This is a genomic window from Neotabrizicola paludis, from assembly GCF_044142105.1.
In the GTDB taxonomy this organism is placed as follows: domain Bacteria; phylum Pseudomonadota; class Alphaproteobacteria; order Rhodobacterales; family Rhodobacteraceae; genus Pseudogemmobacter.
Genome location: NZ_JBGTYM010000002.1, coordinates 502660 through 526214, shown reverse-complemented (window position 1 = coordinate 526214; position 23555 = coordinate 502660). Strand labels below are relative to the sequence as shown.

The following is a 23555-nucleotide window of genomic DNA, read 5'->3' as shown; positions in this document are numbered from 1 at the left end:
GGTGCCGTTCCCTCGGGCTGCGCCCTCCCCCCCGGAGTGTTCTTATCCCAGAAGAAGGGGTTAGGTCGTTCCAACCCCGCCGGGGGCGCAGAGGAAATCGGCCACCCGCGCCACCGCGCTGCCCTTGGACACCGCCCGCGCCGACCACAGCCGCAAGCCGCGCGAGACCGGCAGGCGCTGGGGAAAAGGGGCAACGAGGCGGCCTTGGGCCAGGGGGCCAGCGACGAGCATCCCGTGTCCCATCAGCACCCCCGCGCCATTCACCGCCTCTTCCACCGCCAGCGCGTAAAGTGAATAGACCGGCCCCCGCACCGCAATCTCCGCCCCCGCCGCCGCCAACCAGGCCGCCCAATCCCCCGCCCAGCTTGCATCCGACAGGCAGGGCACCCCGGCCAGGTCCGCCACGCTTGTCAGGCGCGCCGCCATATCCGGCGCGCAGACCGGAAAAAGCGCATCGCCAGCCACCAGCCGCCCGCCTGTTTCCGCCGGAAAAAGGCTCAGGTCATAGGGCGCGCGCTTGAGGTTCGGGGGCGCCTCAAGGGCCGTCACGGAAACGGATATTTCCGGCGCCGCCGCGCGCAAGGCGGGCAGGCGCGGCGACAGCCAAAGTTGCGCAATCGCGGGCAGTGTCGCCACATGCACGACCTGTGGCGCGGCTTTGGCGCGCAACACCGCCTCGGCCCGCGCCAGCGCATCGAAGGCCTCGGTCATCTCTCCCGCCGCCGCCGCCCCCAGCGCGGTCAACCGCACGCCCTTGGTCTGGCACTGGAACAGCGCCGCCCCCAGCGCCTCTTCCAGCGCCTTCACATGCGCCGTCACCGCGCCCGGGCTGACGCCCAGCTCCGCCGCCGCCGCCGCAAATCCGCGCAGCCGCGCCGCGGCCTCAAAGGCACGCAGCGCGGTCAGCGGCAGGGTCCGGGGCGGCGGCGGGGCGACGGGCATCTTTGACTCAGATTTTCTGACCCTCATTTTTCGCAGAACTGATTTGCGCGCAAGCCCCGCCGCCTCCTAGCCTTGCAGGCAAAGGAGACAACCATGCCCCATCTTTCCCCCCGCCCCTGGGTTCCCGCCGCCTGCGAGACCTATATCCAGACCCTTGCCGACATGACCGCCCGCCCGTCGTCGATCGTCGCCGACCGGATCGAGGCGCTGATGGTGCGCAACCTGGAAATCCACGACCAGGATTGCTTCAACCTCAACCCCGCCACAAATGTGATGAACCCCCGCGCCGAGGCGGCGCTGGCAAGGGGCCTCGGCTCACGCCCCTCGCTGGGCTATCCCGGCGACAAATACGAGATGGGGCTGGAGGCGATCGAGGAGATCGAGGTCATCGCCGCCGAACTGGCGGTCGAGGTCTTCGGCGCGACCCATGCCGAGATCCGCGTGGCCAGCGGCGCGCTGGCGAACCTTTATGGCTTCATGGCGCTGGCCAAGCCGGGGGACGCGATCATCGCGCCGCCTGCCACAATCGGCGGCCATGTCACCCATCACAAGGCCGGTTGCGCCGGGCTTTACGGTCTTGTCACCCATGATGCGCCGGTCGACGCCGATGGCTATACGATTGATATCCCGGCCCTTCGCGCGCTGGCCCAGAAGGTCAAGCCCAGGATCATCACCGTCGGCGGAAGCCTCAATCTCTTCGAGCATCCCGTCGCCGAAGTCCGCGCCATCGCCGATGAGGTGGGCGCCAAGGTCCTGTTCGACGCCGCCCATCAATGCGGCATCATCGCCGGTGGTGTGTGGAAGAACCCGCTGCGCGAGGGCGCGCATCTGATGACGATGAGCACCTACAAATCGCTGGGCGGCCCGGCGGGCGGCCTGATCGTCACCAATGACGCGAAGATTGCCGAGGCGCTTGACCATATCGCCTTCCCGGGCCTGACCGCGAATTTTGACGCGGCGAAATCGGCCGCTCTGGCGCTGACGCTTCTGGACTGGCGCGATCATGGCCGGGCCTATGCCCAGGCCATGGTCGATCTGTCCCGGGCGCTGGCGCAAGAATTGGCAGCGCTTGGCCTGCCGCTTTTCGCGGCGGAAAAGGGCGGCACCCAATCGCATCAGTTCGCCCTGATGGCCGCCCCCTTTGGCGGCGGTCAGGCAGCGTCCAAGACATTGCGCAAGGCGGGCTTCCTGGCCTGCGGCATCGGCCTTCCGGCGCCGGAGGTGGCGGGCGACCTGAACGGTCTGCGCATCGGCACGCCGGAACTTGTGCGCCGCGGCGTCACCCCGGCAGACGCACCTGCCCTTGCGGCCCTGATCGCCGAAGGGTTACGGTCCAACGCACCGGAAACCCTTGCCCCCCGCACGCGCGCCCTGCGCGCCCGCTTTCAGGGGCTGCATCACATGACGGTCTGAATGCTGCAACGCCGCCTCGGGGCCCAGGGCCCCCTTGTCTCTGCCCTGGGCTTCGGCTGCCTTTCCTTTGGCGGCATCTTCGGCCCGACCACCACGGAAGAAAGCCTTGCCGCCCTCGATGCCGCCTGGGAGGCCGGGATCACCCTGTTCGACACGGCCAATATCTATGGCAATGGCGTCTCGGAAACCGTTCTGGGCCAATGGCTTGCCCGGACCGGCCACCGGCCCTGCATCGCCACCAAAGCCGCCTTCGACCGGCGCGACGGCGTGCAGCGGATCGACAATTCGCCACAGCATCTGCGGGCCGAGCTGGAAGGCTCGCTCAAACGGCTGGGCGTAGATCACGTCACCCTGTTCTATGCCCATCGCCACGCGCCGGAAGTCCCGGCCGAAGACCTGGCGGGCACGATGCAGCGGCTGGTCGAAGAGGGCAAGATCCTGGGTTACGGCCTGTCGGAAGTGGCGCCCGCCACGGTCGCGCGCGCCCATGCCGTGCATCCGGTCATGGCGGTTCAAAACGAATATTCGCTCTGGACCCGCCAGCCTGAACTTGGACTGATCCAGCTTTGCGCGCGGCTTGGCGTGGCCTTCGTGCCCTTCTCGCCCTTGGCGCGGGGCGCCTTTGGCACGCCCATGGCCGACCCCGCCACCTTCGGCCCGCAGGATCTGCGCCGCCGCATCCCACGCTTTCAGGCCGAGAACTGGCCGCATAATCGCGACCGGCTGACCGCCTTTCACCGCTATGCCGAAAGCCTGGGCGTCCCCCCTGCCGCCCTTGCCTTGGCTTGGGTTCTGGATCGCGGCCCCCATCTGATCCCGATCCCCGGCACCAGAACCGCGGCCCATCTGCGCGCCTGGTCCGGGGCGGCACGGATCGCCATGACCGATGAAATCCGGGCCGAGATCGACCGCCTGCTGCCCGTCGGTTGGGCCTGGGGCGACCGCTACGATGACGGCATGACCGCGACGGCCGAGCGTTATTCCTGACCGCGTCCCGGCCGCAGGCAATCGCGCGGCTCGTCCCCGCGCCATTGCGCCCCGCAGGCGGCGCAGTGCCAGTAATCGGGCGCGACCGAACGGTCCATTCGCCAGCGGCAGGCCCGGGTCAAGGTCGTGCTGCGGCGCATATGCCATTGATAGGCAAGGACCCCGATCAGAAGAAGAAGCAGGAAGACGAGTTGCATGGCCCCTTCTGCCATGCGGCACCCGCGCCGGGTAGCCCCCCGCCGAACTTGCCACCGGCCCGCTCGGTCTGACCCCGCCATGGTTCAGGGCTTGCGCTATATTCCCCGATCTTGCGCCGTCGATGCCTTCAAAGAAACCGTGCCTCAGACGATCCGCTCGACCATCATCTTCTTGATCTCGGAAATCGCCTTGGCCGGGTTCAGCCCCTTGGGGCAGGTCTTGGCGCAGTTCATGATGGTGTGGCAGCGATACAGCTTGAACGGATCTTCCAGCTGATCCAGCCGCTCGCCGGTCGCCTCATCGCGCGAATCGATGATCCAGCGATAGGCGTGCAGCAAGGCCGCCGGGCCCAGATAGCGGTCGGAATTCCACCAGTAGCTCGGGCAGGCGGTGCTGCAGGACGCGCACATCACGCATTCATAGAGGCCATCCAGCTTGGCCCGATCCTCGATCGACTGGCGCCATTCCTTGGCCGGGCGGTTGGTCTTGGTTTCCAGCCAGGGCATGATGCTGGCGTGCTGGGCATAGAAATGCGTCAGGTCCGGGATCAGGTCCTTCACCACCGCCATATGGGGCAGCGGATAGATCTTCACGTCGCCCCGGATCTCGTCCAGGCCATAGATGCAGGCCAGCGTGTTGATCCCGTCGATGTTCATCGCACAAGAGCCGCAAATCCCCTCGCGGCAAGACCGGCGAAAGGTCAGCGTCGGGTCGATCTCGTTCTTGATCTTGATCAGCGCGTCCAGAACCATCGGGCCGCACTTGTCCATATCCAGGAAATAGGTGTCGATCTGCGGGTTCTTCCCGTCATCGGGGTTCCAGCGATAGATGTGGAACGCCCGCACATTCTTCGCGCCCTCGGGCTTCGGCCAGGTCTTGCCGGTGCGGATCTTGGAATTCTTGGGCAGCGTGAACTGGACCATTTCGGGATCAGCCTTTCCAGTCGGGTCGGTCGTAAAGCGGCCGCGAGGGCGGTTCGCCGGATTTCGCCATGACACAGGTTTCATAGACCACCGAAGGGTCCTTGCCGGTCAGGTAGTCGGAAGAGACATGCAGATCGAGGCCCCCGGCCAGCTTGCCATTCGAGGTGCCGCCGATCTGGACCGAGCCGCGCGGCGCCTTGGCCAGACGCGCGCGTTCGTAACATTCGCGCTCGGCCTGCTGCACGGTCATCGGACCGCAGGCGGCCAGAACGATCAGAAGGGAAAGGGCGGCGCGGCGCATCACGGCACCGCCGTCAGGGGCGGCACGCCCGAGGCCGCGAAACACGCCGTCGCCGCGGGACGCAAGGCAAGATTGCGGATATTTTCCTTGGTCTGGCTGCCCGCCTCGACCCCGACATCGCGGGCCAGGGCGCGGATTTCCTCGATGCTGGCGGCCTGAAGGATGCATTCCGTCGCAGCCTTGGCCGGGGCGGCGGGCATCTCGCGCGCCACCACCGGCTCGACCACATCGGCCGCTGTGCGGCGAGTGATCTTGTCGGCCATGTCCTGCGGATCGCAGGCGGCCAGCACAGGCACGGCCACCAGCGCGGCGATCAGGGGGAAACGGGTCATCACTGCTCTCCTCTGCGGGGTTTGCCGCAAAGGTGCCACCGAAGGACCCGGCGGGACAGTCCCAAGCGCGCGAGGCATCGCCCCGCTTGCGGCCTTCCGCCCATGCCCCTGTGCAGCCATCAGAATTTGCGCTCCGCCGGGGCGATCTTCTTCAGGCTGATGCCGCCCTCGGCCTCGGTCGTCAGCGGATCGACATGCACCGGGCGGAAATCCAGCGTCACCTTGTCGCCCTCCACCCAGGCCAGCGTGTGCTTGCGCCAGGTGGCATCGTCGCGGTTCGGGTGATCCTCATGCGCATGCGCGCCCCGGCTTTCGGTGCGGGCATGGGCGCCATAGATCGTCGCCAGCGCGTTGGGCATCAGGTTCGCCAGTTCCAGCGTCTCCATCAGGTCGCTGTTCCACACCAGGCTGCGGTCGGTGACCTTCAGATCCGCCATCTTGCCCGCGATGACCGTCATCTTCTTCTCGCCCTCGGCCAGCGTCTTCTCGGTGCGGAAGACGGCGGCATCGGCCTGCATCGTGCGCTGCATCTCAAGCCGCAGCTCGGCCGTGGGCGTGCCGCCATTCGCATTGCGCAGGGTGTCGAAGCGGTCCAGCGCTTTCTGGACGCCCGCCTTGTTCGTCGCCGGGACCGGCGCATCCTTCCTGACCACCTGCCCCGCGCGGATCGCGGCGGCGCGGCCGAAAACCACGAGGTCGATCAGCGAATTCGACCCCAGCCGGTTCGCGCCATGCACCGAGGCACAGCCCGCCTCGCCCACCGCCATCAGGCCGGGGAAGACCGCGTCGGGCGCGTCCTTGGTCGGGTTCAGCACTTCGCCCCAGTAATTCGTCGGGATGCCGCCCATGTTGTAATGCACGGTAGGCAGAACCGGGATCGGCTCCTTGTGCAGATCAACGCCCGCGAAGATCCGCGCCGATTCCGTGATCCCCGGCAGGCGCAGCTCCAGCGCCTCGCGCGGCAGGTGGTTCAGGTGCAGGTGGATATGATCTTTGTGCTCGCCCACGCCGCGGCCTTCGCGGATTTCCATGGTCATGCAACGGGACACATAGTCGCGCGGCGCAAGATCCTTGTAATGCGGCGCATAGCGCTCCATGAACCGCTCGCCATTGGCGTTGGTCAGATAGCCGCCCTCGCCCCGCGCGCCTTCGGTGATCAGACAGCCCGAGCCATAGATGCCGGTGGGGTGGAACTGCACGAATTCCATGTCCTGCAAGGGCAGGCCCGCCCGCGCCACCATGCCGCCGCCATCGCCGGTACAGGTATGGGCCGAGGTCGCGCTGAAATAGGCCCGACCATAGCCGCCGGTCGCCAGAACCACCATCTTCGCGTTGAAGACATGGATCGTGCCGTCATCCAGCTTCCAGCACACCACGCCGGTGCAGGCGCCATCGGTGATGATCAGGTCGATGGCGAAATATTCGATGTAGAATTCCGCGTTGTTCTTCAGCGACTGGCCATAGAGCGTGTGCAGGATCGCGTGGCCGGTGCGGTCGGCCGCCGCGCAGGTGCGCTGCACCGGCGGGCCTTCGCCATATTCGGTTGTATGGCCGCCGAAGGGGCGCTGGTAGATCTTGCCCTCTTCGGTGCGGCTGAAGGGGACGCCGTAATGCTCCAGCTCATAGACCGCCTTGGGCGCCTCGCGCGCGAGGTATTCCATCGCATCGGTGTCGCCCAGCCAGTCGCTGCCCTTTACCGTGTCATACATGTGCCATTGCCACGAATCTGGGCCCATATTGCCCAGGGACGCGGCGATGCCGCCCTGCGCCGCAACTGTGTGGCTGCGGGTCGGGAAAACCTTGGTCACGCAGGCCGTGCGCAACCCCTGCTCGGCCATGCCCAGCGTGGCGCGCAGACCCGCGCCGCCCGCACCAACGACCACCACGTCATAATCATGCACTTCATAGGGATAAGCGGTCATCGTGTTTCCTCAGAGTGCGATCTTGATCAGGGCGAAGAGGCCGGTGGCCCCGATCACCCAGGACAGCGCCACCACCGCGACAATCGCGGCCTTGCGGGCGAAGCCATGCAGGTAATCCTCGATCATCACCGTCGCGCCCATGGCGAAATGGCGCATCCCGATCACCAGCAAGAGCCCGGTCAGGATCGCCGGAAAGGGCCGGCCAAAGGTTTCCAGCACCGTGGCATGGTCCTGCCCCAGCGCGCGGCCGAAGATGATCAGCCAGGCCGGAACCAGAAAGGCCAAGCCGGCGGCGGACAGGGTCATCGACCAGTGGTGATGCGTGCCGGCATGGCCGGAACCCAGCCCCTCGGCGCGTTTGCGGGCGGTCAGGTAACGCATGGCGTGCCCCCCTTACTGGACCAGAAGAATTGTGATCACGGTCAGCACGACCGAACCGATGATGCAGGCCCAGCCCAGCTTTTCAGCCGTGGGAATGTCCAACCCCTTGCCCGCATCGTAGTAAAGATGCCGCAGCCCGGCGAGGTAGTGATACCACACCGCCCAAAGCGAGCCGGTGAAGATCAGATCGCCGAACCAGCTTGTCGCAATGCCGTTCACAAAGGCGAAATAGCTCTCGGACGTGGCCGCGGCGACCAGCCACCACACCGCCAGAAGCACCCCGGCGACCAGCGCATGGCCGGTGATCCGCGTCAGGATCGAGGTCAGCATCGGGATCTGCCAGCGGTAGATCTGCAAATGCGGAGAAAGGGGCCGGTTGACCCGTTTGGCCTTTGCCATGTCACATCCCTTCGTCGCTGGCCTGGCCCCCGCCAAGGGGGTGCGCGCTGCCTGTTCTCGATTTTTCCATAGCGGATTTTTCGCCCAAGTCACGCCCGCGATTGCCGCAATCGCAGCCTGTTTCCGCTAACCGTGTCGATTTTATCCAGTTGTGATCACGAATTTTACCCGTGTGATCACAATGGGCGCGCGCGCCTGATGCAACGCGACTCACTGCGGCACCAGCGCCCAGTAGTCCAGATCCAGCAGCACTTCGGGCCGGTATTTTCCCGTCTCATCCTTGAGGGCAAAGGGCGCCGCCCCCTGTTTCACCGCCACCAGCCGCAGCCGCAGCGCCCCCACGCCGGGCGCCTGCGTCTCGGCACGATCCAGCACTTCCGACCAGGCCTTGACCGTATCGCCCGAGAAACATGGATTGGCATGGGCACCGCCATTCAGCGCCACGATCATCTGCGCATTGGCAAGCCCGTTGAACGACAGCGCCCGCGCCAGGCTGATGACATGACCACCATAGATCAGCCGTTTGCCATCCTCGCGGAAGGTGGCGTCGAAATGCACCTTGGCGGTGTTCTGCCACAGGCGGGTGGCCAGCATATGCTCGGCCTCTTCCACGGTCACGCCATCGACATGGTCGATCTTCTCGCCGATCTCATAGTCGCTCCAGCGGTGCTTCTCGCCCGCCAGCGCGAAATCGTACTTGGAGAAATCCAATCCGTCCGGCACCACAAGATCGCCCGCAGCCAGCGCGGCTTTCAGTTCCGGCACAACCGGCACCGGCGCGGGCGTTGCGCGGTTCTTGCGCACCATCGCCCAGCGCACATAGTCTAGCACCACCTCGCCGCGCTGGTTCAGCCCGCGCGTGCGGACATAGAGATTGCCCGACTTGCCGTTCGAGTTTTCCTTCAGCCCGATCACGGTCGATTCCGACCGCAGTGTGTCACCCGGATAGACCGGCTTCAGAAAGCGCCCCTCGGCATAGCCCAGATTGGCCACCGCGTTCAGGCTGATATCCGGCACGGTCTTGCCGAAGACGGTGTGGAAGGCGATCAGATCGTCCAGCGGGCTTTGCGGCAGGCCACAGGCGCGGGCGAATTCATCCGAGGAATACAGCGCCCCGCGCGCCGGATACAGCGCGTGATAAAGCGCCCGCTCGCCCCCCGACAGGGTGCGCGGCACCGCATGGGTGATCACCTCACCCATTTGATAATCCTCGAAAAAGCGCCCTGGATTGGTCTTCATTTCGCCTCCACGGTCGGGGAAACTCCCGGCCTATGCCTCGCCCAGTTTCATCTCGGGACTATAGGTTCCCGGCACGTCCTTGGTGACCGCCTGGCCACAGCGCATCACCCCGCGGGCGACATCGAAGGCATAGGTGGGGCCGCCATGCAGCTCCCAGCCCTTGGACAGGGCCAGGCTGACCTTGTGGCAGAAGGCCGAAGTGTCATCGTCCGAAAGGAAGCGGTAGAGACGCATGTCGTGCCCTTTCACGGCCAGGGATGCGGGCCGATCCAGCCATGGATCGCCATGAGGATCGCGGTGGCCAGCACCGTGCCGATCACCGCCTTGAGATTGGCGCCGGGCTTGACCGGCTTGGGCGTCCAGACCGGTTGCGCCCGATTGATCACGATGACCTCGACCACCGCCCAGGCCAGCAGACCGCCGAACAGGATGACGCTGGCAAGATCGCCGTTCACCAGAAGATGGGCCATTGCCCAGATCTTGACGGCGGTCAGTTGCGGATGACGCATCCCGCCGATGATCGGCGCGCGCATCCCGTCGGCCGCGAACAGGAACACTGCCCCCAGCATCATCAGGTTGTTCACATGGATCAGAAAACGCGGCGGCTCCCAAAGGTAGACGAAATCGGCAGTGCGAAAGCCGAACACCATCAGCGCCACCGCAGCCACCAGCGCCAATGCCACAAGCCCCTTGCCCGGATCGCCCAGACGCGCCCGCAAGCCGGGCGCCAACCGTTTGAAAAGATGGGCTGCCGCCCAGAGGATCAGACCAAGGATCAGGAAAGTCATGTCGCATCCCGCTGCATGTGAACCACCGTCACATTGCGCTTATTCCGCCAGGGCCGCAATGGCCTGGGCCCGCGCAAGAAGCGCGTTGGCGGTCGCGACATGCAGGTTCTCGACAATGCGCCCGTCCAGCACCGCCACGCCCTGCCCGGCGGCCTTGGCCTCGGCAAAGGCCGCGATCTGGCGGCGGGCAAGGTCGATTTCCGCCTCGGACGGCGCGAAGGCGGCATTGGCAATGTCAAGTTGCGCCGGGTGGATCAGGGTCTTGCCGTCAAAGCCCATATCGCGGCCCTGCTCGCATTCCGCGCGCAATCCGGCCTCGTCCTTGAAGGCGTTATAGACGCCGTCGATGATGATCTTGCCATGGGCCCGCGCGGCCAGCAGGCAATGGCCCAGCCCCGCCTGCAGCGCCAGCCGGTCGGGCCGGAAACGGCTGCCCAGTTCCTTGGCCAGGTCATTCGTGCCCATGACCATGCCTTTCAGCCTCGGATGCGCCGCGATGGCAGCGGCGTTCAGCATCCCGGCCGCCGTCTCCATCATCGCCCAGAGATCCGCACCCGGCACGATCCGCGCCACGTCGTCCAGCATGCCGGGATTGGAAACCTTGGGCACCAGCACCGCGTCGATCCGCGCGCCCGTGCCCAGCGCATCCTCCATCGCCGCGGCATCGGCTGCACCCCAGTCGGTGTCCAGCCCGTTGATCCGCACGATCCGCGCCCGCGGCCCGAAATCGAAATCCCGCAACACCCGCGCCAGCAGCGCCCGGGCCGCGGCCTTCTCTTCCGGCGCAACCGCGTCTTCCAGATCGAAGATGATCGCATCGCAGGCCAGCGCGCAGGCCTTTTCCAGCGCCCGCTCCTTCGAGCCGGGAATGTACAGGACCGAGCGATAGGGGCGGGTCATCGGGACCTCCAGCGAAAGAATCTTGCGCAAGACATACAAGACCCGTCATTTTCGGCAAGCCCTGATTTGCCGCAACGCAGAAATTGCCCGCGTCTTCAGACCAGCGCGCTGCCCCCTTCCCAGATCAGCTTGGCCGAGACGATCAGCAACGACCAGGTGACAAATGCATAGAAGGCGCGTTCCGGCAGGGTTTTCACCAGCCAGACCCCCAGAAACACCGCCGCCGAGGCCGGAATGGCCAGGATGGCCGCGATCTTCAGATTGTCGAGGCCAAGCTGCCCCAGCTGCCAATAGGGGATCAGCTTGACCGCATTGATCACCGCGAAGGCAATGGTCGCCGTGCCCGCGAAAACCTGCTTCGGCATCCCAAGCGGCAGGGTATAGACCTGATAGGGCGGCGCGCCCGAATGGCTGACGAAACTTGTGAAGCCCGTCACCGCGCCCCAGAACAGCCCCGGCGCCGCATCCGCCCGCCTGGCCATGCCCCGCGCCCCGCGCCGCAGCAGAAGGTTCAGCGCGAAGGCAACCCCGATCACCCCTATCAGCAGCGTCACCGCCGCCTCGGGCACCAGATGCGCAGTCGCCCAGCCCAAACCGATCCCCGCCACCGCGCCCGGCAGCACGATGGCCAGCACCCGCCGGTCAAAGGCCGCGCGATAGGCGTAAAGCCCGAACATGTCCGAGATGACATAGACCGGCAGCAACAGCCCCGCCGCCGTCACGGGCGAGATGACCAGCGCAGCCACCGGCACGGACAACATCCCCACCATCGGAACGCCGCCCTTGCTCATGCCGACAAGACAGGCCGCCATCACCGCGGCTGTCCAGAAACCAGGACCTTCCATCTGCGCCCTCCGTCGCGTTACCGCTAAACCTCGGCACCCCCCGGCGAAAGGCCGAATTTCTTGCATACTATGGTATACTGTAACTGTCTCACGGCTGGACAGGAAGGCCCGAAGGGGCTACGCCTCGCCCCCGACTCAACCAATGGAGATCCCCATGGCCAGACCGAAGATCGCGCTTATCGGTGCCGGACAGATCGGCGGCACGCTTGCCCATTTGACCGCGTCGAAAGAGCTGGGCGACGTCGTCCTGTTCGACATCGCCGAAGGCACGCCGCAGGGCAAGGCGCTTGACCTTGCGCAATGCGGCCCGGTCGAGGGCTTCGACGCCGCCCTGAAGGGGACCAACTCCTATGCCGATATCGCGGGCGCCGATGTCTGCATCGTCACCGCTGGCGTGCCGCGCAAGCCGGGCATGTCGCGCGACGACCTGCTGGACATCAACCTCAAGGTCATGAAATCGGTCGGCGAGGGCATCAAGCAATATGCCCCGAACGCCTTCGTGATCTGCATCACCAACCCGCTCGACGCGATGGTCTGGGCGCTGCGCGAGTTTTCGGGCCTGCCGCATGAGAAAGTCGTCGGCATGGCCGGCGTGCTCGATTCGGCCCGCTTCCGCCATTTCCTGAGCCTGGAATTCAACGTCTCGATGAAGGATGTCACCGCCTTCGTCCTGGGCGGCCATGGCGACACGATGGTGCCGCTGACCCGCTACTCGACCGTGGGCGGCATCCCGCTGCCGGATCTGGTCGCCATGGGCTGGACCACCCAGGAAAAGCTCGATGCCATCGTCCAGCGCACCCGCGACGGCGGCGCCGAGATCGTGGGCCTTCTGAAGACCGGATCGGCCTTCTACGCGCCCGCCACTTCGGCCATCGAAATGGCCGAAGCCTATCTCAAGGACCAAAAGCGCCTTCTGCCCTGCGCCGCCTATGTGAAGGGCGCCTATGGGCTGGATGGGATGTATGTCGGCGTGCCGACGATCATCGGCGCCGGCGGGATCGAGCGCATTGTCGACATCAAACTGAATGCCGATGAAAAGGCGATGATGGACAAATCGGTCGACGCGGTGAAGGGCCTTGTTGCCGCCTGCAAAGGCATCGACCCCTCGCTGGCCTGATCCGTCCTCAGACCACGGAACGGGGCGCCCCTTGCGGCGCCCCTTTTCTTTGCGCATATCGTCGGCCCTTGCCCCGCGCCCGGCCTTGGGGCAGGACAGGCTGACAGGAGAACGCCATGGACTATTCCAAATCCGGCAATGCCAAGGACGGCAAGTCCTCGCCCAAACCCAAGCGCGGCGAGATGAAGGGCGCGCCCAAGACCCAGGCCCAGGACAAAAGCGCGCTTCTGGCGCGGATGAAGGCCGCCGCCCAGGCGAAAGCCGACAAGTAAGGTGGCCCAATCGCCCTATCTCGCCCCCGGTTTCTACGATCGGGCGCTGGCGCAGGGCCGTCATCGCGACATCGTCGGCGGCCGCTGGGAAGAGACGGCGAATTACCAGATGGAATGCCTTCTGGAAGAAGGCCTGCAGCCCGGCCACCATCTGCTCGATATCGGCTGCGGATCGCTGCGGCTGGGCCATATGGCGGTGCCCTACCTCGACCCCAGCCATTACTGGGGCACCGATGCCTCCGCCGCGCTGATGCTCCGCGGCTATGAGGTTGAGCTTTCCGACAAATCCCGTCTGCCGCAGGGCCAGCTTGTCGAAGATGAAAGCTTCGCCTTTCCCGGCATCCCCGACTTGATCGACCACGCCATCGCCTGGGGCGTCTTCACCCATCTCCCGCCCGAAGCCCTGCCTCCGGCGCTGGAGAACATCCGCCGCGCCTTTCCCCGTCTGCAAAAGCTGCTGCTGACCGTCTTCCTTGCGCCCGAAGACGCGACCGGCTCGCATCGCCAGATCGATGGCGTCGTGACCCACCCCGGCCGCCCGCCCTGGCACCGCCGCCAAAGCGCGGTCGAGGCCGAGGCCCATGCCGCGGGCTTCACCCTGAACTGGCGCGAGAAATGGCTGCCGCGCGGCCAAAGGCTGGCTGTGCTGGTCCCGGCCTGAGGCGGCAGGTCCGGTTTTCCGCCCCCGCCCCGCGCTTGACCGCCTGCCGCGCCGCGCCCATCCTGCCGCCAACCAGCCCGCGAGGTCCCATGCGCCACGTCCTTCTCGCCGCCCTGATCGCGGCCCTGCCCACGGCCACGCTTGCCGAGCGCTCGCCCCTCTCGACCGAGATCGCCGGGAAAGGCATCGCCGCCACCGAGGCGCGCCTTGCCGCCCTGCCGGACGCCGGCCCGCCCGATCTTTTCGCCCTTGCCGGGCTGCGCTTCCTGCGCGGGGTGGAACGTGCGCTGCAATTGCGCTGGCAGACCGGCGTCCGGTCCGATTGGTCGGAACTGCCAATCCTGCGTCTGCCGATCCCGGAAAACCCCGCCGCGCGCGCCTTCACCGGCGCCGATCTGACTGGCCTTCTGACCGGTCTCGAATCCGACCTGGACGGCGCGCGGGCCGCGCTCGACCAGCTTGGAACCCGTGATTTCGTGCTCGAGATCGCCATGGCCGACCTGTGGTTCGACATCAACATGAACGGCGCGCGGGACGAAGGCGAAGGCGTCGCCGATGTGGCAGGGCTGACGCTGGGTGGCGGCCAGTTCGGCGTCGCGGTCAGCGACCCGGTGGTGCGCTTCGACACCGCCGATGCAGCCTGGCTTTCGGCCTATACCCATTTCCTGTCGGGCTTCACCAATGTCGCGCTGGCCTATGATCCCGGCCCCGCTGTTGACCGCGTCGCCGCCGCCTCGAAACAGATCTACGCGCTCTGGGGCGACACGCCGCCCGACAATGCGATGGACATGATGTTCGGCCGCCAGGTCGACCGGGTGACGACGATCCTGCAGGCCCTGGCGCAGGAACCCGACAAGGCGCGCACCCAGGCCGCGCATGACCACCTTCTGGCGATGATCACCGAGAACCGCCGCTTCTGGAACCTGGCCGATGCCGAGACCGACAATGACCATGAATGGGTCCCCGCCGAGGGCCAGACCTCTGCCCTTGGCCTGATGATGCCGCCCGGCACCGCCGCGCATTGGCAGGCCGTTCTGGCCGAGGCCGAGGCCGCGCTCAAGGGCCAGATGCTGGTCCCGCATTGGCGCTATGGCGCCGAGGCGGGCATCAACCTTGCCAAGCTTTTCGCCGACCCGCCCCGGGTCGATCTGGTGGCGCTGATCCAGGGCGAGGGCTTCCTGCCCTATGCCGAAAAAGGCCCGCGGCTCAGCCTGGCAAGCTGGTCGGAATTCGAACGGCTGGTGCAGGGCGACGCGATGCTCTTCGCGGTTTTCCTGAACTGATCGACCGGCACGAATCACGTTAGCGCAAGCGCGCAGGCCCCGCTGCAGCGCAGCATGTGATCACTCGATTCAAGCGTGTGATCACACATTTTGAGCCTGTGATCACAAATGTCGCTTTTTCCGCGCAATTCGCCGCACCCGCTGCAAATCACCTTGGGCCGTGGTGGGGTTCATGCCAAAACGCCTGCAAAATCCACCGAAAGCCGCGGGGCGCATCGTCATGAACATCCACGAATACCAGGCCAAGGCTCTTCTGCGCAGCTACGGCATCCCGGTCTCGGACGGCCGCGTCGTGCTCAAGGCCGAAGAGGCCAAGACCGCGGCAGGGGAACTGGACGGTCCGCTCTGGGTGGTGAAATCGCAGATCCATGCCGGCGGCCGCGGCAAGGGCAAGTTCAAGGAACCCGAAGCCGGCGAAAAGGGCGGCGTCCGCCTGGCCTTCTCGGTCGAGGAAGCCGCCGAATTTGCCCGCCAGATGCTGGGCCGCACCCTGGTCACCGTGCAGACCGGCGCCGCAGGCAAGCAGGTCAACCGCATCTATATCGAAGATGGCAGCGACATTGATCGCGAATTCTATCTCGCCCTGCTGATCGACCGCAAATCCTCGCGCATCTCGATTGTCGCCTCGACCGAGGGTGGCATGTCGATCGAGGACGTGGCCCATGACACGCCCGAGAAGATCCATACCATCACCATCGACCCCGCCACCGGCCTGCAGGATTTCCATGGCCGTCGCATCGCCTTCTCGCTGGGGCTCAAGGGCAATCAGGTCAAGCAATGCGTCCAGATCGTGAAGAAGCTCTACCAGCTCTTCATGGACAAGGACATGGACATGCTCGAGATCAACCCCTTCTGCGTGCTGAAGGACGGCAATCTCAAGCTCCTCGATGCCAAGATGGGCTTTGACGGCAACGCCATCTACCGCCACCCCGACATCGCCGCGCTGCGCGACGAGACCGAGGAAGACCCGAAGGAACTCGCCGCGTCCAAGTTCGACCTGAACTACATCGCGCTCGATGGCGAGATCGGCTGCATGGTCAACGGCGCGGGCCTGGCCATGGCGACGATGGACATCATCAAGCTCTACGGCGCGGAACCGGCCAACTTCCTCGACGTGGGCGGCGGCGCCACCAAGGAGAAGGTGACCGAAGCCTTCAAGATCATCACCTCGGACCCGAACGTCAAAGGCATCCTGGTCAACATCTTCGGCGGCATCATGCGCTGCGACATCATCGCCGAGGGCGTGATCGCCGCGGTCAAGGAAGTCGGCCTCAAGGTGCCGCTGGTCGTCCGCCTGGAAGGCACGAATGTCGAACTGGGCAAGAAGATCATCAACGAGAGCGGCCTGAACGTCATCGCCGCCGATGACCTCAAGGATGGCGCGCAGAAGATCGTCAAGGCGGTACGGGGATAGCTCGATGGCGTGGATGCTATCTATCGCATTTGTCCTGTCAGCTGGACTCGTTGCGCTCGCATACCGCTACGCGACATCGGCGGGAGGTCATTTCACCCTTGCCAGCGCTTTTCTCTGGATCGCGGGCGTTGCCCTGCTCTGGCTCAATGCCTCCACTTTTCCCGGCGATGAAACGATGCGCGAAATGGGAGAGGGAGTGGCAATCATACCGCTGCTCGTTGCCCTACCACTGACCGTAGTCGCGATAACGAAGGTCATCGCTGGTCTCAACAAACGGAAGGAGGCCTGAGATGGCCGTTCTCGTCAACAAAGCTACCAAGGTCATCTGCCAGGGCATCACCGGCAGCCAGGGCACCTTCCACACCGAACAGGCCATCGCTTACGGCACCAAGATGGTCGGCGGCGTGACCCCCGGCAAAGGCGGCTCCGAGCATCTCGGCCTGCCGGTCTTCGACTCGGTCCATGATGCCGTCGCGAAAACCGGCGCCGACGCGACCGCGATCTACGTCCCTCCGCCCTTCGCCGCCGACTCGATCCTCGAGGCGATCGATGCCGAAATCCCGCTGATCGTCTGCATCACCGAGGGCATCCCGGTGCTGGATATGATGCGGGTCAAGCGCGCGCTGATCAATTCCAAGTCCCGCCTGATCGGGCCGAACTGCCCCGGCGTGATGACGCCCGGCGAATGCAAGATCGGCATCATGCCGGGCTCGATCTTTTCCAAGGGCTCGGTCGGCGTGGTGTCGCGCTCGGGCACCCTGACCTATGAGGCGGTCAAGCAGACCACCGATGTGGGCCTGGGCCAGTCCTCGGCCGTGGGCATCGGCGGCGACCCGATCAAGGGCACCGAACATATCGACGTGCTGGAAATGTTCCTCGCCGATCCCGAAACCACCTCGATCATCATGATCGGCGAAATCGGCGGGTCGGCCGAAGAGGAAGCCGCCGAATTCCTCGCCTCGGAAAAGAAGAAGGGCCGCTGGAAGCCCACCGCCGGCTTCATCGCCGGCCGCACCGCCCCCCCCGGCCGCCGCATGGGCCATGCCGGCGCCATCGTCGCGGGCGGCAAGGGCGATGCGGGATCGAAGATCGAGGCCATGCTTTCGGCCGGCATCGTCGTCGCCGACAGCCCGGCCACCCTGGGCGAGGCCGTGCTCAAGGCGATCAAGGGCTGATCATGGGGGTGGCGCAAGCCATAAAGGCTTGGTTCGCCAAGTCCTTCTCGCCCTCAGACCCGGTTTCCGGGACCGAGGGCGGATGGTTTGCCGCCACCTGGCCGCTGTCGTCCCTTGCCATCCTTTTCGTCGGCACACAGATCATGATCGCCCTGTTCGAAGACCACCAGGAGGCTGCGCCTTATAGGGTCTTCCTTGTCGTTCTGGTTCCCTGGCTGTTGGCCGCACTTCCGCTTGTCTGGTTGATGAAACCTCGCCTCCGCGCCGCAGGTGTTTCGCCGCCAGTCGCCGCTGTCCCGCTGCTCTCACTCTATCCGGTGATCATGTTTCTCATATCCGCCCTGGTGACCGGCGCGGGATTGAGACCCGGCGTCCAGGCCTGGGCTGTCCCGCTTGCCATAGTCTGGCTCTTTTTCTCGATCTTTTTCCTGCTTTGGATCTTGTGCCGCCCACTCCACAAGTCTCCGACACCCCCCTCCCCCTGAGGTGACCCCATGACCGACCAATCCCCCACCGCCGCCTTCACCGCCTCGTCCTTCCTCGACGGGGCGAATGCCGATTATGTCGATCAGTTGCAGGCGCGCTATGCCGCCGATCCCAATTCGGTCGATGCGCAATGGGCCGAGTTCTTCCGCGCCCTCGGGGATTCCGAAAAGGATGCCCGTCAGGCCGCCGCAGGACCGTCCTGGGCGCGCGCCGACTGGCCGCCGCAGGCCGCCGATGACCTGACCGCCGCCCTGACCGGCGAATGGCCGATGGCCCCCACCAAGGATGCCAAGGCCGCGGGCAAGAAGATCGCCGACAAGGCCTCCGAGGCGGGCGTCAACCTGACCGAGGCGCAATTGCAGCGCGCCGTGATCGATTCCATCCGCGCCCTGATGATCATCCGCGCCTACCGCATCCGCGGCCATCTGGCCGCTGACCTTGACCCGCTGGGCATGCGCGAAGAGGTGCCCCATCCCGAGCTGGACCCCACCTCCTACGGCTTCACCGAAGCCGACATGGACCGGCCGATCTTCATCGACAATGTGCTGGGTCTCACCCATGCCTCGATGCGCCAGATCATCGAGATCGTGAAGCGCACCTATTGCGGCACCTTCGCCCTGCAATACATGCACATCTCCGACCCCGAACAGGCCGCCTGGCTCAAGGAACGGATCGAAGGCTACGGCAAGGAAATCGCCTTCACCCGCGAGGGGCGCAAGGCCATTCTGAACAAGCTGGTCGAGGCCGAGGGCTACGAAAAGTTCCTCCATGTCAAATACATGGGGACCAAGCGCTTCGGCCTGGACGGCGGCGAAGCTCTGATCCCCGCCATGGAGCAGATCATCAAGCGCGGCGGCAATCTGGGCGTCAAGGAAGTCATCATCGGCATGCCGCATCGCGGCCGCCTGAACGTGCTCGCGAATGTGCTGCAAAAGCCCTACAAGGCGATCTTCCACGAATTCCAGGGCGGCTCCTACAAGCCCGAGGATGTCGATGGGTCCGGCGATGTGAAATACCACCTCGGCGCGTCCTCCGACCGCACCTTTGACGGCCATACCGTCCACCTGTCGCTGACCGCCAACCCCAGCCACCTCGAGGCGGTGAACCCGGTCGTTCTGGGCAAGGTCCGCGCCAAGCAGGACCAGTATAACGACTCTGCCGAACGCATCGCGGTGCTGCCGATCCTTCTCCATGGCGACGCGGCCTTCGCGGGCCAGGGCGTCGTGGCGGAATGCCTTCAGCTTTCGGGCATCAAGGGCCATCGCACCGGCGGCTGCATCCATATCATCGTCAACAACCAGATCGGCTTCACCACCGCGCCGCATTTCTCGCGCACCTCGCCCTATCCGACCGACATCGCGCTCATGGTCGAGGCGCCGATCTTCCACGTGAATGGCGACGATCCCGAGGCCGTGGTGCACGCCGCCAAAGTGGCGACCGAATTCCGCCAGAAGTTCCACAAGGACGTGGTCATCGACATCTTCTGCTATCGCCGCTTCGGCCATAACGAAGGCGACGAGCCGATGTTCACCAACCCGCAGATGTACAACCGCATCCGCCGGCAGAAGACGACCTTGCAGCTTTACACCGAACGCCTTGTCGCCGACGGGCTGATTCCGGAAGGCGAGATTGAGGATATGAAGGCCGCCTTCCAGGCCCGGCTGAACGAGGAATACGAGGCCGGCAAGAACTTCAAGCCCAACAAGGCCGACTGGCTGGACGGGCGCTGGAAGAACATGCAGGCCAAAGAGCTGGACAGCTACCAGCGCGGCGAAACCTGGATCAAAGCCGAGACCTTCGCCGAAATCGGCGCGGCGCTGACTCGCGTGCCGGAAGGGTTCGAGCTGCACAAGACCGTTGGCCGCCAGCTCGAGGCCAAGAAGAAGATGTTCGAAAGCGGCACCGGCTTTGACTGGGCCACCGCCGAGGCGCTGGCCTTCGGCTCCTTGCAGGTCGAAGGCTTCCCGGTGCGCCTGGCAGGGCAGGACTGCACCCGCGGCACCTTCTCGCAGCGTCATTCCGGCCTTGTCGACCAGGCGACCGAGGAACGCTATTACCCGCTGAACCACATCCGTGCGGGCCAGGCGAAGTATGAGGTCATCGACTCGATGCTCTCGGAATATGCCGTCCTGGGCTTCGAATACGGCTATTCGCTGTCGGAACCGAACGCGCTGACGCTCTGGGAGGCCCAGTTCGGCGATTTCGCCAATGGCGCCCAGATCATGTTCGACCAGTTCGTCAACTCGGGCGAATCGAAATGGCTGCGCATGTCGGGCCTTGTCGTCCTTCTGCCGCATGGCTTTGAAGGCCAGGGCCCGGAACATTCCTCGGCCCGCCTGGAACGCTTCCTGCAACTCTCTGCGGAAGAGAACTGGATCGTCGCCAATTGCTCGACGCCGGCCAACTACTTCCACATCCTGCGCCGCCAGCTGCATCGCGACTTCCGCAAGCCGCTGATCCTGATGACACCGAAATCCCTGCTGCGCCATCCGATGTGCATCTCGGACGCGGCCGATTTCACCAATGGCTCCACCTTCCACCGCGTCCTTTGGGACGATGCGCAAAAGGGACATTCGGACACCAAGCTGAAATCCGATGACCAGATCCGCCGCGTCGTGATCTGCTCGGGCAAGGTCTATTACGACCTTCTGGCCGAACGCGATGCGCGTGGTCTCGACGATGTCTATCTCCTTCGGCTGGAACAGATCTACCCGGTGCCGACCATGGCGCTGACGGCGGAACTGTCGCGCTTTGCCAATGCCGATTTCGTCTGGTGCCAGGAAGAACCCAAGAACCAGGGGGCCTGGTCCTTCATCGAACCCGAGCTGGAGGTCCTTCTGACCAAGGTCCGCGGCACGCCGCTGCGGGCGAAATACGCCGGCCGCGCGGCCAGCGCCTCGCCGGCGACGGGCCTCGCCTCGCGCCACAAATACGAACAAACCGCGCTGGTCGACGCCGCGCTGACCATCGCCTGAAGGAGTAGAAGATGACCGACGTCATGGTGCCCGCCCTGGGCGAAAGCGTCAGCGAAGCCACCGTCTCGACCTGGTTCAAGAAGCCCGGCGATGCGGTCAAGCAGGACGAGATGCTCTGCGAGCTCGAGACCGACAAGGTCTCGGTCGAGGTCCCCTCGCCCGTCACCGGCGTGCTGGCCGAAATCCTCGCCCCCGAAGGCACGACCGTCGCCGCCAATGCGCGCCTCGCGATCGTGACCGAGGGCGCGGCCGCCGCCGCCCCCGCCGCGGCCAAGGCGCCCGAACCCAAGGCCGAAGCCGCCGCCGCCGTCGGCTCGCCCGGCGCCGGCCCCGAGACCGTCACCCCCCGCGCCGATGTCGAGGACGCGCCTTCCGCCAAGAAGGCCATGGCCGAGGCCGGCCTGTCGCGGGATGCCGTTCAGGGCACCGGCAAGGATGGCCGCGTGATGAAGGAAGACGTGGCCCGCACCGTGGCCGGGGCCGCCGGGGCCGCCGCCGCGGCTGCCGCGCCCGCCCCCGCCCCCGCCGCCATCCCGCGTGCGCCCGTGCCCGCCGATGACGCCGCCCGCGAGGAACGGGTCAAGATGACCCGGCTGCGCCAGACCATCGCCCGTCGCCTGAAAGACGCGCAGAACACCGCCGCCATGCTGACGACCTATAACGAGGTCGACATGTCCGGCATCATGTCCCTGCGCAACGAGTACAAGGACGTGTTCGAAAAGAAGCACGGCGTGAAGCTTGGCTTCATGTCCTTCTTCGTCAAGGCCTGCTGCCACGCGCTCAAGGAAGTGCCCGAGGTCAATGCCGAGATCGACGGTCAGGACGTGGTCTACAAGAACTATGTCCATATGGGCGTCGCCGTCGGCACGCCGTCGGGCCTGGTCGTCCCCGTGGTGCGCGATGCCGACCAGATGGGCTTTGCCGCCATCGAGAAGAAGATCGCCGAACTGGGCCTGCGCGCCCGCGACGGCAAGCTTTCCATGGCGGAAATGCAGGGCGGGTCGTTCACCATCTCGAACGGCGGCGTCTATGGCTCCTTGATGTCCTCGCCGATCCTGAACCCGCCGCAATCGGGCATCCTTGGCATGCACAAGATCCAGGACCGTCCGGTGGTGGTGAACGGCCAGATCGTCATCCGCCCGATGATGTATCTGGCGCTCAGCTACGATCACCGCATCGTCGACGGCAAGGGCGCCGTGACCTTCCTCGTCCGCGTGAAAGAGGCGCTGGAAGATCCCCGTCGCCTGCTGATGGATCTGTGATCAAACAGGGGAACCCCGGCGCCGCGCGCGCCCGGGGTTCCTCTTTCCACAAGACGGGCCGCCCCCCTCGCGCGTCCCCCCTGTCGAGGCCCCATGCCCCGCTTGTTCCGCCCCTCTCTCTCAGGTCGCGCTGCGGCGGGCGGCCGCCTTGCGGCGCAAGGGCGCGGTGCTATATCTGATCTGTCCGGGTGGCTTTGCCATGCATCCTTGGACAGATCAGGAAAGCCGGACCAAGGGGTCGGGTCTTCCACCACGATCGGGGGATGGACCCCGCTTTCCCTCCCCTGCACCCGGCAGAAGAAGGGATTGCCATGATCACCATCCAGCCGACAGCAACCAACGACCTGCTTGAAATCACCGTGACCGGCAAGGTCACCGACGAAGACTATACCGCCGTCCTGATGCCCGCTATCGACGCCGCGATCGAGGCGCATGACCATATCCGCGTGCTGGTCCGCTTCGATGCCGGGTTCCAGGGCTACAGCTTTGCCGCCATGCTCGACGACGCCCGCATGGGCCTCAAGCACTGGTCCGGCTTTGACCGCTGCGCCATCGTCACCGACACCACATGGCTGCGTCTCGCCGCCCAGGCTTTCGCCCCGATCATGCCCTGCCCGGTCCGCGTCTTCCCGCTGGGCCAGGAGGACGAGGCCCGCCGCTGGCTGCGCGAATCCCTGGGCGCGATCCATCAGATCGACCTCGGCGACGGCGTGGTGCAGATCCGGCTGATCGGCAAGCTTGATGCCGCCGCCTATGCCGGCGAGGCAGGCGATCTTGACGCCTTCATCCGCGCCAATGACCAGTTCCGCCTGCTGATCGACCTGCGCGAATTTGACGGCTGGCAGGGCCTGTCCGCGCTTGGCCAGCATTTCAAGCTGGCCCGCGCCCATATCCCGCTGGTCGAACGCGCCGCGATCCTGGGCAACAAGCCCTGGCAACGCCTGGCCGAACGGGTCGGCGCCCAGATCATCGGCAAGCCGGTCCGATTCTTCGACGCCGACAGCTTCGATGCGGCGGTCGCCTTCCTGAAATCCGCCGACAAGGCAGCCGCCCCGGAATGACCCAGACCCGTCCCGTCCCCCTCCCTTGCCCGAGGTCGCCATGCAACAACTGCTGATCGAAACCCAAGGCGATTACGCCGCCTGGAAGGCCGAGTTCGACACCCAGGCCGAGTCGCTTGCCGATGCCGGTCTCTCGACCCTGCAGATCTGGACCGATGACGCGGGCGCGATCCTGGCGCTTCTACAGGTCGGCAGCCGGACCAAGGCCGAGGCCTGGCTGGCAACCCGCGCCGGGCTTGGCCATGCCGTCCAGGCCCGCTTCCTCAAGACGGTCTGATC

Annotated in this window: 26 protein-coding genes and 1 pseudogene; 14 read left to right on the top strand and 13 right to left on the bottom strand. The window is 65.5% G+C overall.

What is annotated here, in order from left to right:
* Positions 1-60: 60 nt before the first annotated feature.
* On the bottom strand, positions 61-942 hold the full coding sequence (locus tag ACED67_RS07690) for a LysR family transcriptional regulator (protein WP_395540986.1): 882 nt from the start codon (positions 940-942) through the stop codon (positions 61-63).
* A 93-nt stretch (positions 943-1035) separates the two neighbouring features.
* On the opposite strand from ACED67_RS07690, the gene glyA reads away from it, so the two are divergent.
* Positions 1036-2355 carry a serine hydroxymethyltransferase gene (glyA, locus tag ACED67_RS07685; protein ID WP_395540985.1) on the top strand — a complete coding sequence of 440 codons (1320 nt, stop codon included), beginning with the start codon at positions 1036-1038 and terminating at the stop codon, positions 2353-2355.
* Complete coding sequence (locus tag ACED67_RS07680; RefSeq protein ID WP_395540984.1) at positions 2356-3342, top strand: aldo/keto reductase; 987 nt, start codon at positions 2356-2358, stop codon at positions 3340-3342.
* On the opposite strand, the gene ACED67_RS07675 is transcribed toward ACED67_RS07680, so the two are convergent.
* The 12 genes from ACED67_RS07675 to ACED67_RS07620 form a co-directional block, all read right to left on the bottom strand.
* Complete coding sequence (locus ACED67_RS07675) at positions 3333-3539, bottom strand: hypothetical protein (RefSeq protein WP_395540983.1); 207 nt, start codon at positions 3537-3539, stop codon at positions 3333-3335. The two genes, ACED67_RS07680 and ACED67_RS07675, sit on opposite strands and share 10 nt — an antisense overlap.
* A gap of 144 nt (positions 3540-3683) precedes the next feature.
* Positions 3684-4463, bottom strand: a complete 780-nt coding sequence (locus ACED67_RS07670) for a succinate dehydrogenase iron-sulfur subunit (RefSeq protein WP_395540982.1) — start codon at positions 4461-4463, stop codon at positions 3684-3686.
* A gap of 7 nt (positions 4464-4470) precedes the next feature.
* Complete coding sequence (locus ACED67_RS07665) at positions 4471-4764, bottom strand: hypothetical protein (RefSeq protein ID WP_395540981.1); 294 nt, start codon at positions 4762-4764, stop codon at positions 4471-4473.
* Positions 4764-5096 carry a hypothetical protein gene (locus tag ACED67_RS07660; RefSeq protein ID WP_395540980.1) on the bottom strand — a complete coding sequence of 111 codons (333 nt, stop codon included), beginning with the start codon at positions 5094-5096 and terminating at the stop codon, positions 4764-4766. The genes ACED67_RS07665 and ACED67_RS07660 overlap by 1 nt, the downstream gene beginning before the upstream one ends.
* Before the next feature lie 119 nt (positions 5097-5215).
* Entirely contained in the window at positions 5216-7018 is a 1803-nt protein-coding gene (gene sdhA / locus ACED67_RS07655) for a succinate dehydrogenase flavoprotein subunit (protein WP_395540979.1), read from the bottom strand.
* A 9-nt stretch (positions 7019-7027) separates the two neighbouring features.
* Positions 7028-7399, bottom strand: coding sequence for a succinate dehydrogenase, hydrophobic membrane anchor protein (locus ACED67_RS07650; RefSeq protein ID WP_395540978.1), 372 nt, complete (start codon positions 7397-7399; stop codon positions 7028-7030).
* A 12-nt stretch (positions 7400-7411) separates the two neighbouring features.
* Positions 7412-7798, bottom strand: a complete 387-nt coding sequence (gene sdhC, locus ACED67_RS07645) for a succinate dehydrogenase, cytochrome b556 subunit (protein ID WP_395540977.1) — start codon at positions 7796-7798, stop codon at positions 7412-7414.
* A 210-nt stretch (positions 7799-8008) separates the two neighbouring features.
* A complete protein-coding gene (locus tag ACED67_RS07640; protein ID WP_395540976.1) occupies positions 8009-9037 on the bottom strand; it encodes a MaoC family dehydratase in 1029 nt (342 codons plus the stop codon).
* A 30-nt stretch (positions 9038-9067) separates the two neighbouring features.
* Positions 9068-9271 (bottom strand): DUF1737 domain-containing protein, encoded by a 204-nt coding sequence (locus ACED67_RS07635; RefSeq protein WP_395540975.1) that lies wholly within the window; start codon positions 9269-9271, stop codon positions 9068-9070.
* A gap of 11 nt (positions 9272-9282) precedes the next feature.
* A complete protein-coding gene (locus ACED67_RS07630; RefSeq protein ID WP_395540974.1) occupies positions 9283-9825 on the bottom strand; it encodes an NnrU family protein in 543 nt (180 codons plus the stop codon).
* Between the two features lie 39 nt (positions 9826-9864).
* On the bottom strand, positions 9865-10725 hold the full coding sequence (locus tag ACED67_RS07625) for an HpcH/HpaI aldolase/citrate lyase family protein (protein WP_395540973.1): 861 nt from the start codon (positions 10723-10725) through the stop codon (positions 9865-9867).
* A 95-nt stretch (positions 10726-10820) separates the two neighbouring features.
* Complete coding sequence (locus ACED67_RS07620) at positions 10821-11570, bottom strand: sulfite exporter TauE/SafE family protein (RefSeq protein ID WP_395540972.1); 750 nt, start codon at positions 11568-11570, stop codon at positions 10821-10823.
* Between the two features lie 154 nt (positions 11571-11724).
* Between ACED67_RS07620 and mdh the strand changes: the two genes are divergently transcribed.
* The 12 genes and pseudogenes from mdh to ACED67_RS07560 all read left to right on the top strand — a co-directional run bounded on the left by mdh (position 11725) and on the right by ACED67_RS07560 (position 23553).
* Positions 11725-12687, top strand: a complete 963-nt coding sequence (gene mdh / locus ACED67_RS07615) for a malate dehydrogenase (RefSeq protein ID WP_395540971.1) — start codon at positions 11725-11727, stop codon at positions 12685-12687.
* A 116-nt stretch (positions 12688-12803) separates the two neighbouring features.
* Positions 12804-12959: a hypothetical protein gene (locus tag ACED67_RS07610; RefSeq protein WP_395540970.1), complete on the top strand. Its 156-nt coding sequence runs from the start codon at positions 12804-12806 to the stop codon at positions 12957-12959.
* A gap of 1 nt (position 12960) precedes the next feature.
* Positions 12961-13620 carry a class I SAM-dependent methyltransferase gene (locus ACED67_RS07605; RefSeq protein ID WP_395540969.1) on the top strand — a complete coding sequence of 220 codons (660 nt, stop codon included), beginning with the start codon at positions 12961-12963 and terminating at the stop codon, positions 13618-13620.
* An 89-nt stretch (positions 13621-13709) separates the two neighbouring features.
* Complete coding sequence (locus ACED67_RS07600; protein ID WP_395540968.1) at positions 13710-14903, top strand: hypothetical protein; 1194 nt, start codon at positions 13710-13712, stop codon at positions 14901-14903.
* A 220-nt stretch (positions 14904-15123) separates the two neighbouring features.
* A complete protein-coding gene (gene sucC, locus ACED67_RS07595; RefSeq protein ID WP_395540967.1) occupies positions 15124-16317 on the top strand; it encodes an ADP-forming succinate--CoA ligase subunit beta in 1194 nt (397 codons plus the stop codon).
* A 4-nt stretch (positions 16318-16321) separates the two neighbouring features.
* The gene (locus ACED67_RS07590) at positions 16322-16606 is read left to right on the top strand and encodes a hypothetical protein (protein WP_395540966.1); all 285 of its coding nucleotides are present in this window, start codon (positions 16322-16324) and stop codon (positions 16604-16606) included.
* 1 nt (position 16607) lies between these two features.
* The gene (gene sucD / locus ACED67_RS07585; protein WP_395540965.1) at positions 16608-17492 is read left to right on the top strand and encodes a succinate--CoA ligase subunit alpha; all 885 of its coding nucleotides are present in this window, start codon (positions 16608-16610) and stop codon (positions 17490-17492) included.
* A gap of 2 nt (positions 17493-17494) precedes the next feature.
* Positions 17495-17977: a hypothetical protein gene (locus tag ACED67_RS07580; protein WP_395540964.1), complete on the top strand. Its 483-nt coding sequence runs from the start codon at positions 17495-17497 to the stop codon at positions 17975-17977.
* A gap of 9 nt (positions 17978-17986) precedes the next feature.
* On the top strand, positions 17987-20953 hold the full coding sequence (locus ACED67_RS07575; protein ID WP_395540963.1) for a 2-oxoglutarate dehydrogenase E1 component: 2967 nt from the start codon (positions 17987-17989) through the stop codon (positions 20951-20953).
* 8 nt (positions 20954-20961) lie between these two features.
* Positions 20962-22215, top strand: a pseudogene (gene odhB / locus ACED67_RS07570) (2-oxoglutarate dehydrogenase complex dihydrolipoyllysine-residue succinyltransferase); the annotation flags it as partial.
* A 311-nt stretch (positions 22216-22526) separates the two neighbouring features.
* On the top strand, positions 22527-23276 hold the full coding sequence (locus ACED67_RS07565) for a SpoIIAA family protein (RefSeq protein ID WP_395540962.1): 750 nt from the start codon (positions 22527-22529) through the stop codon (positions 23274-23276).
* 40 nt (positions 23277-23316) lie between these two features.
* Positions 23317-23553 (top strand): hypothetical protein, encoded by a 237-nt coding sequence (locus ACED67_RS07560; protein WP_395540961.1) that lies wholly within the window; start codon positions 23317-23319, stop codon positions 23551-23553.
* The last annotated feature ends 2 nt before the right edge of the window (positions 23554-23555 follow it).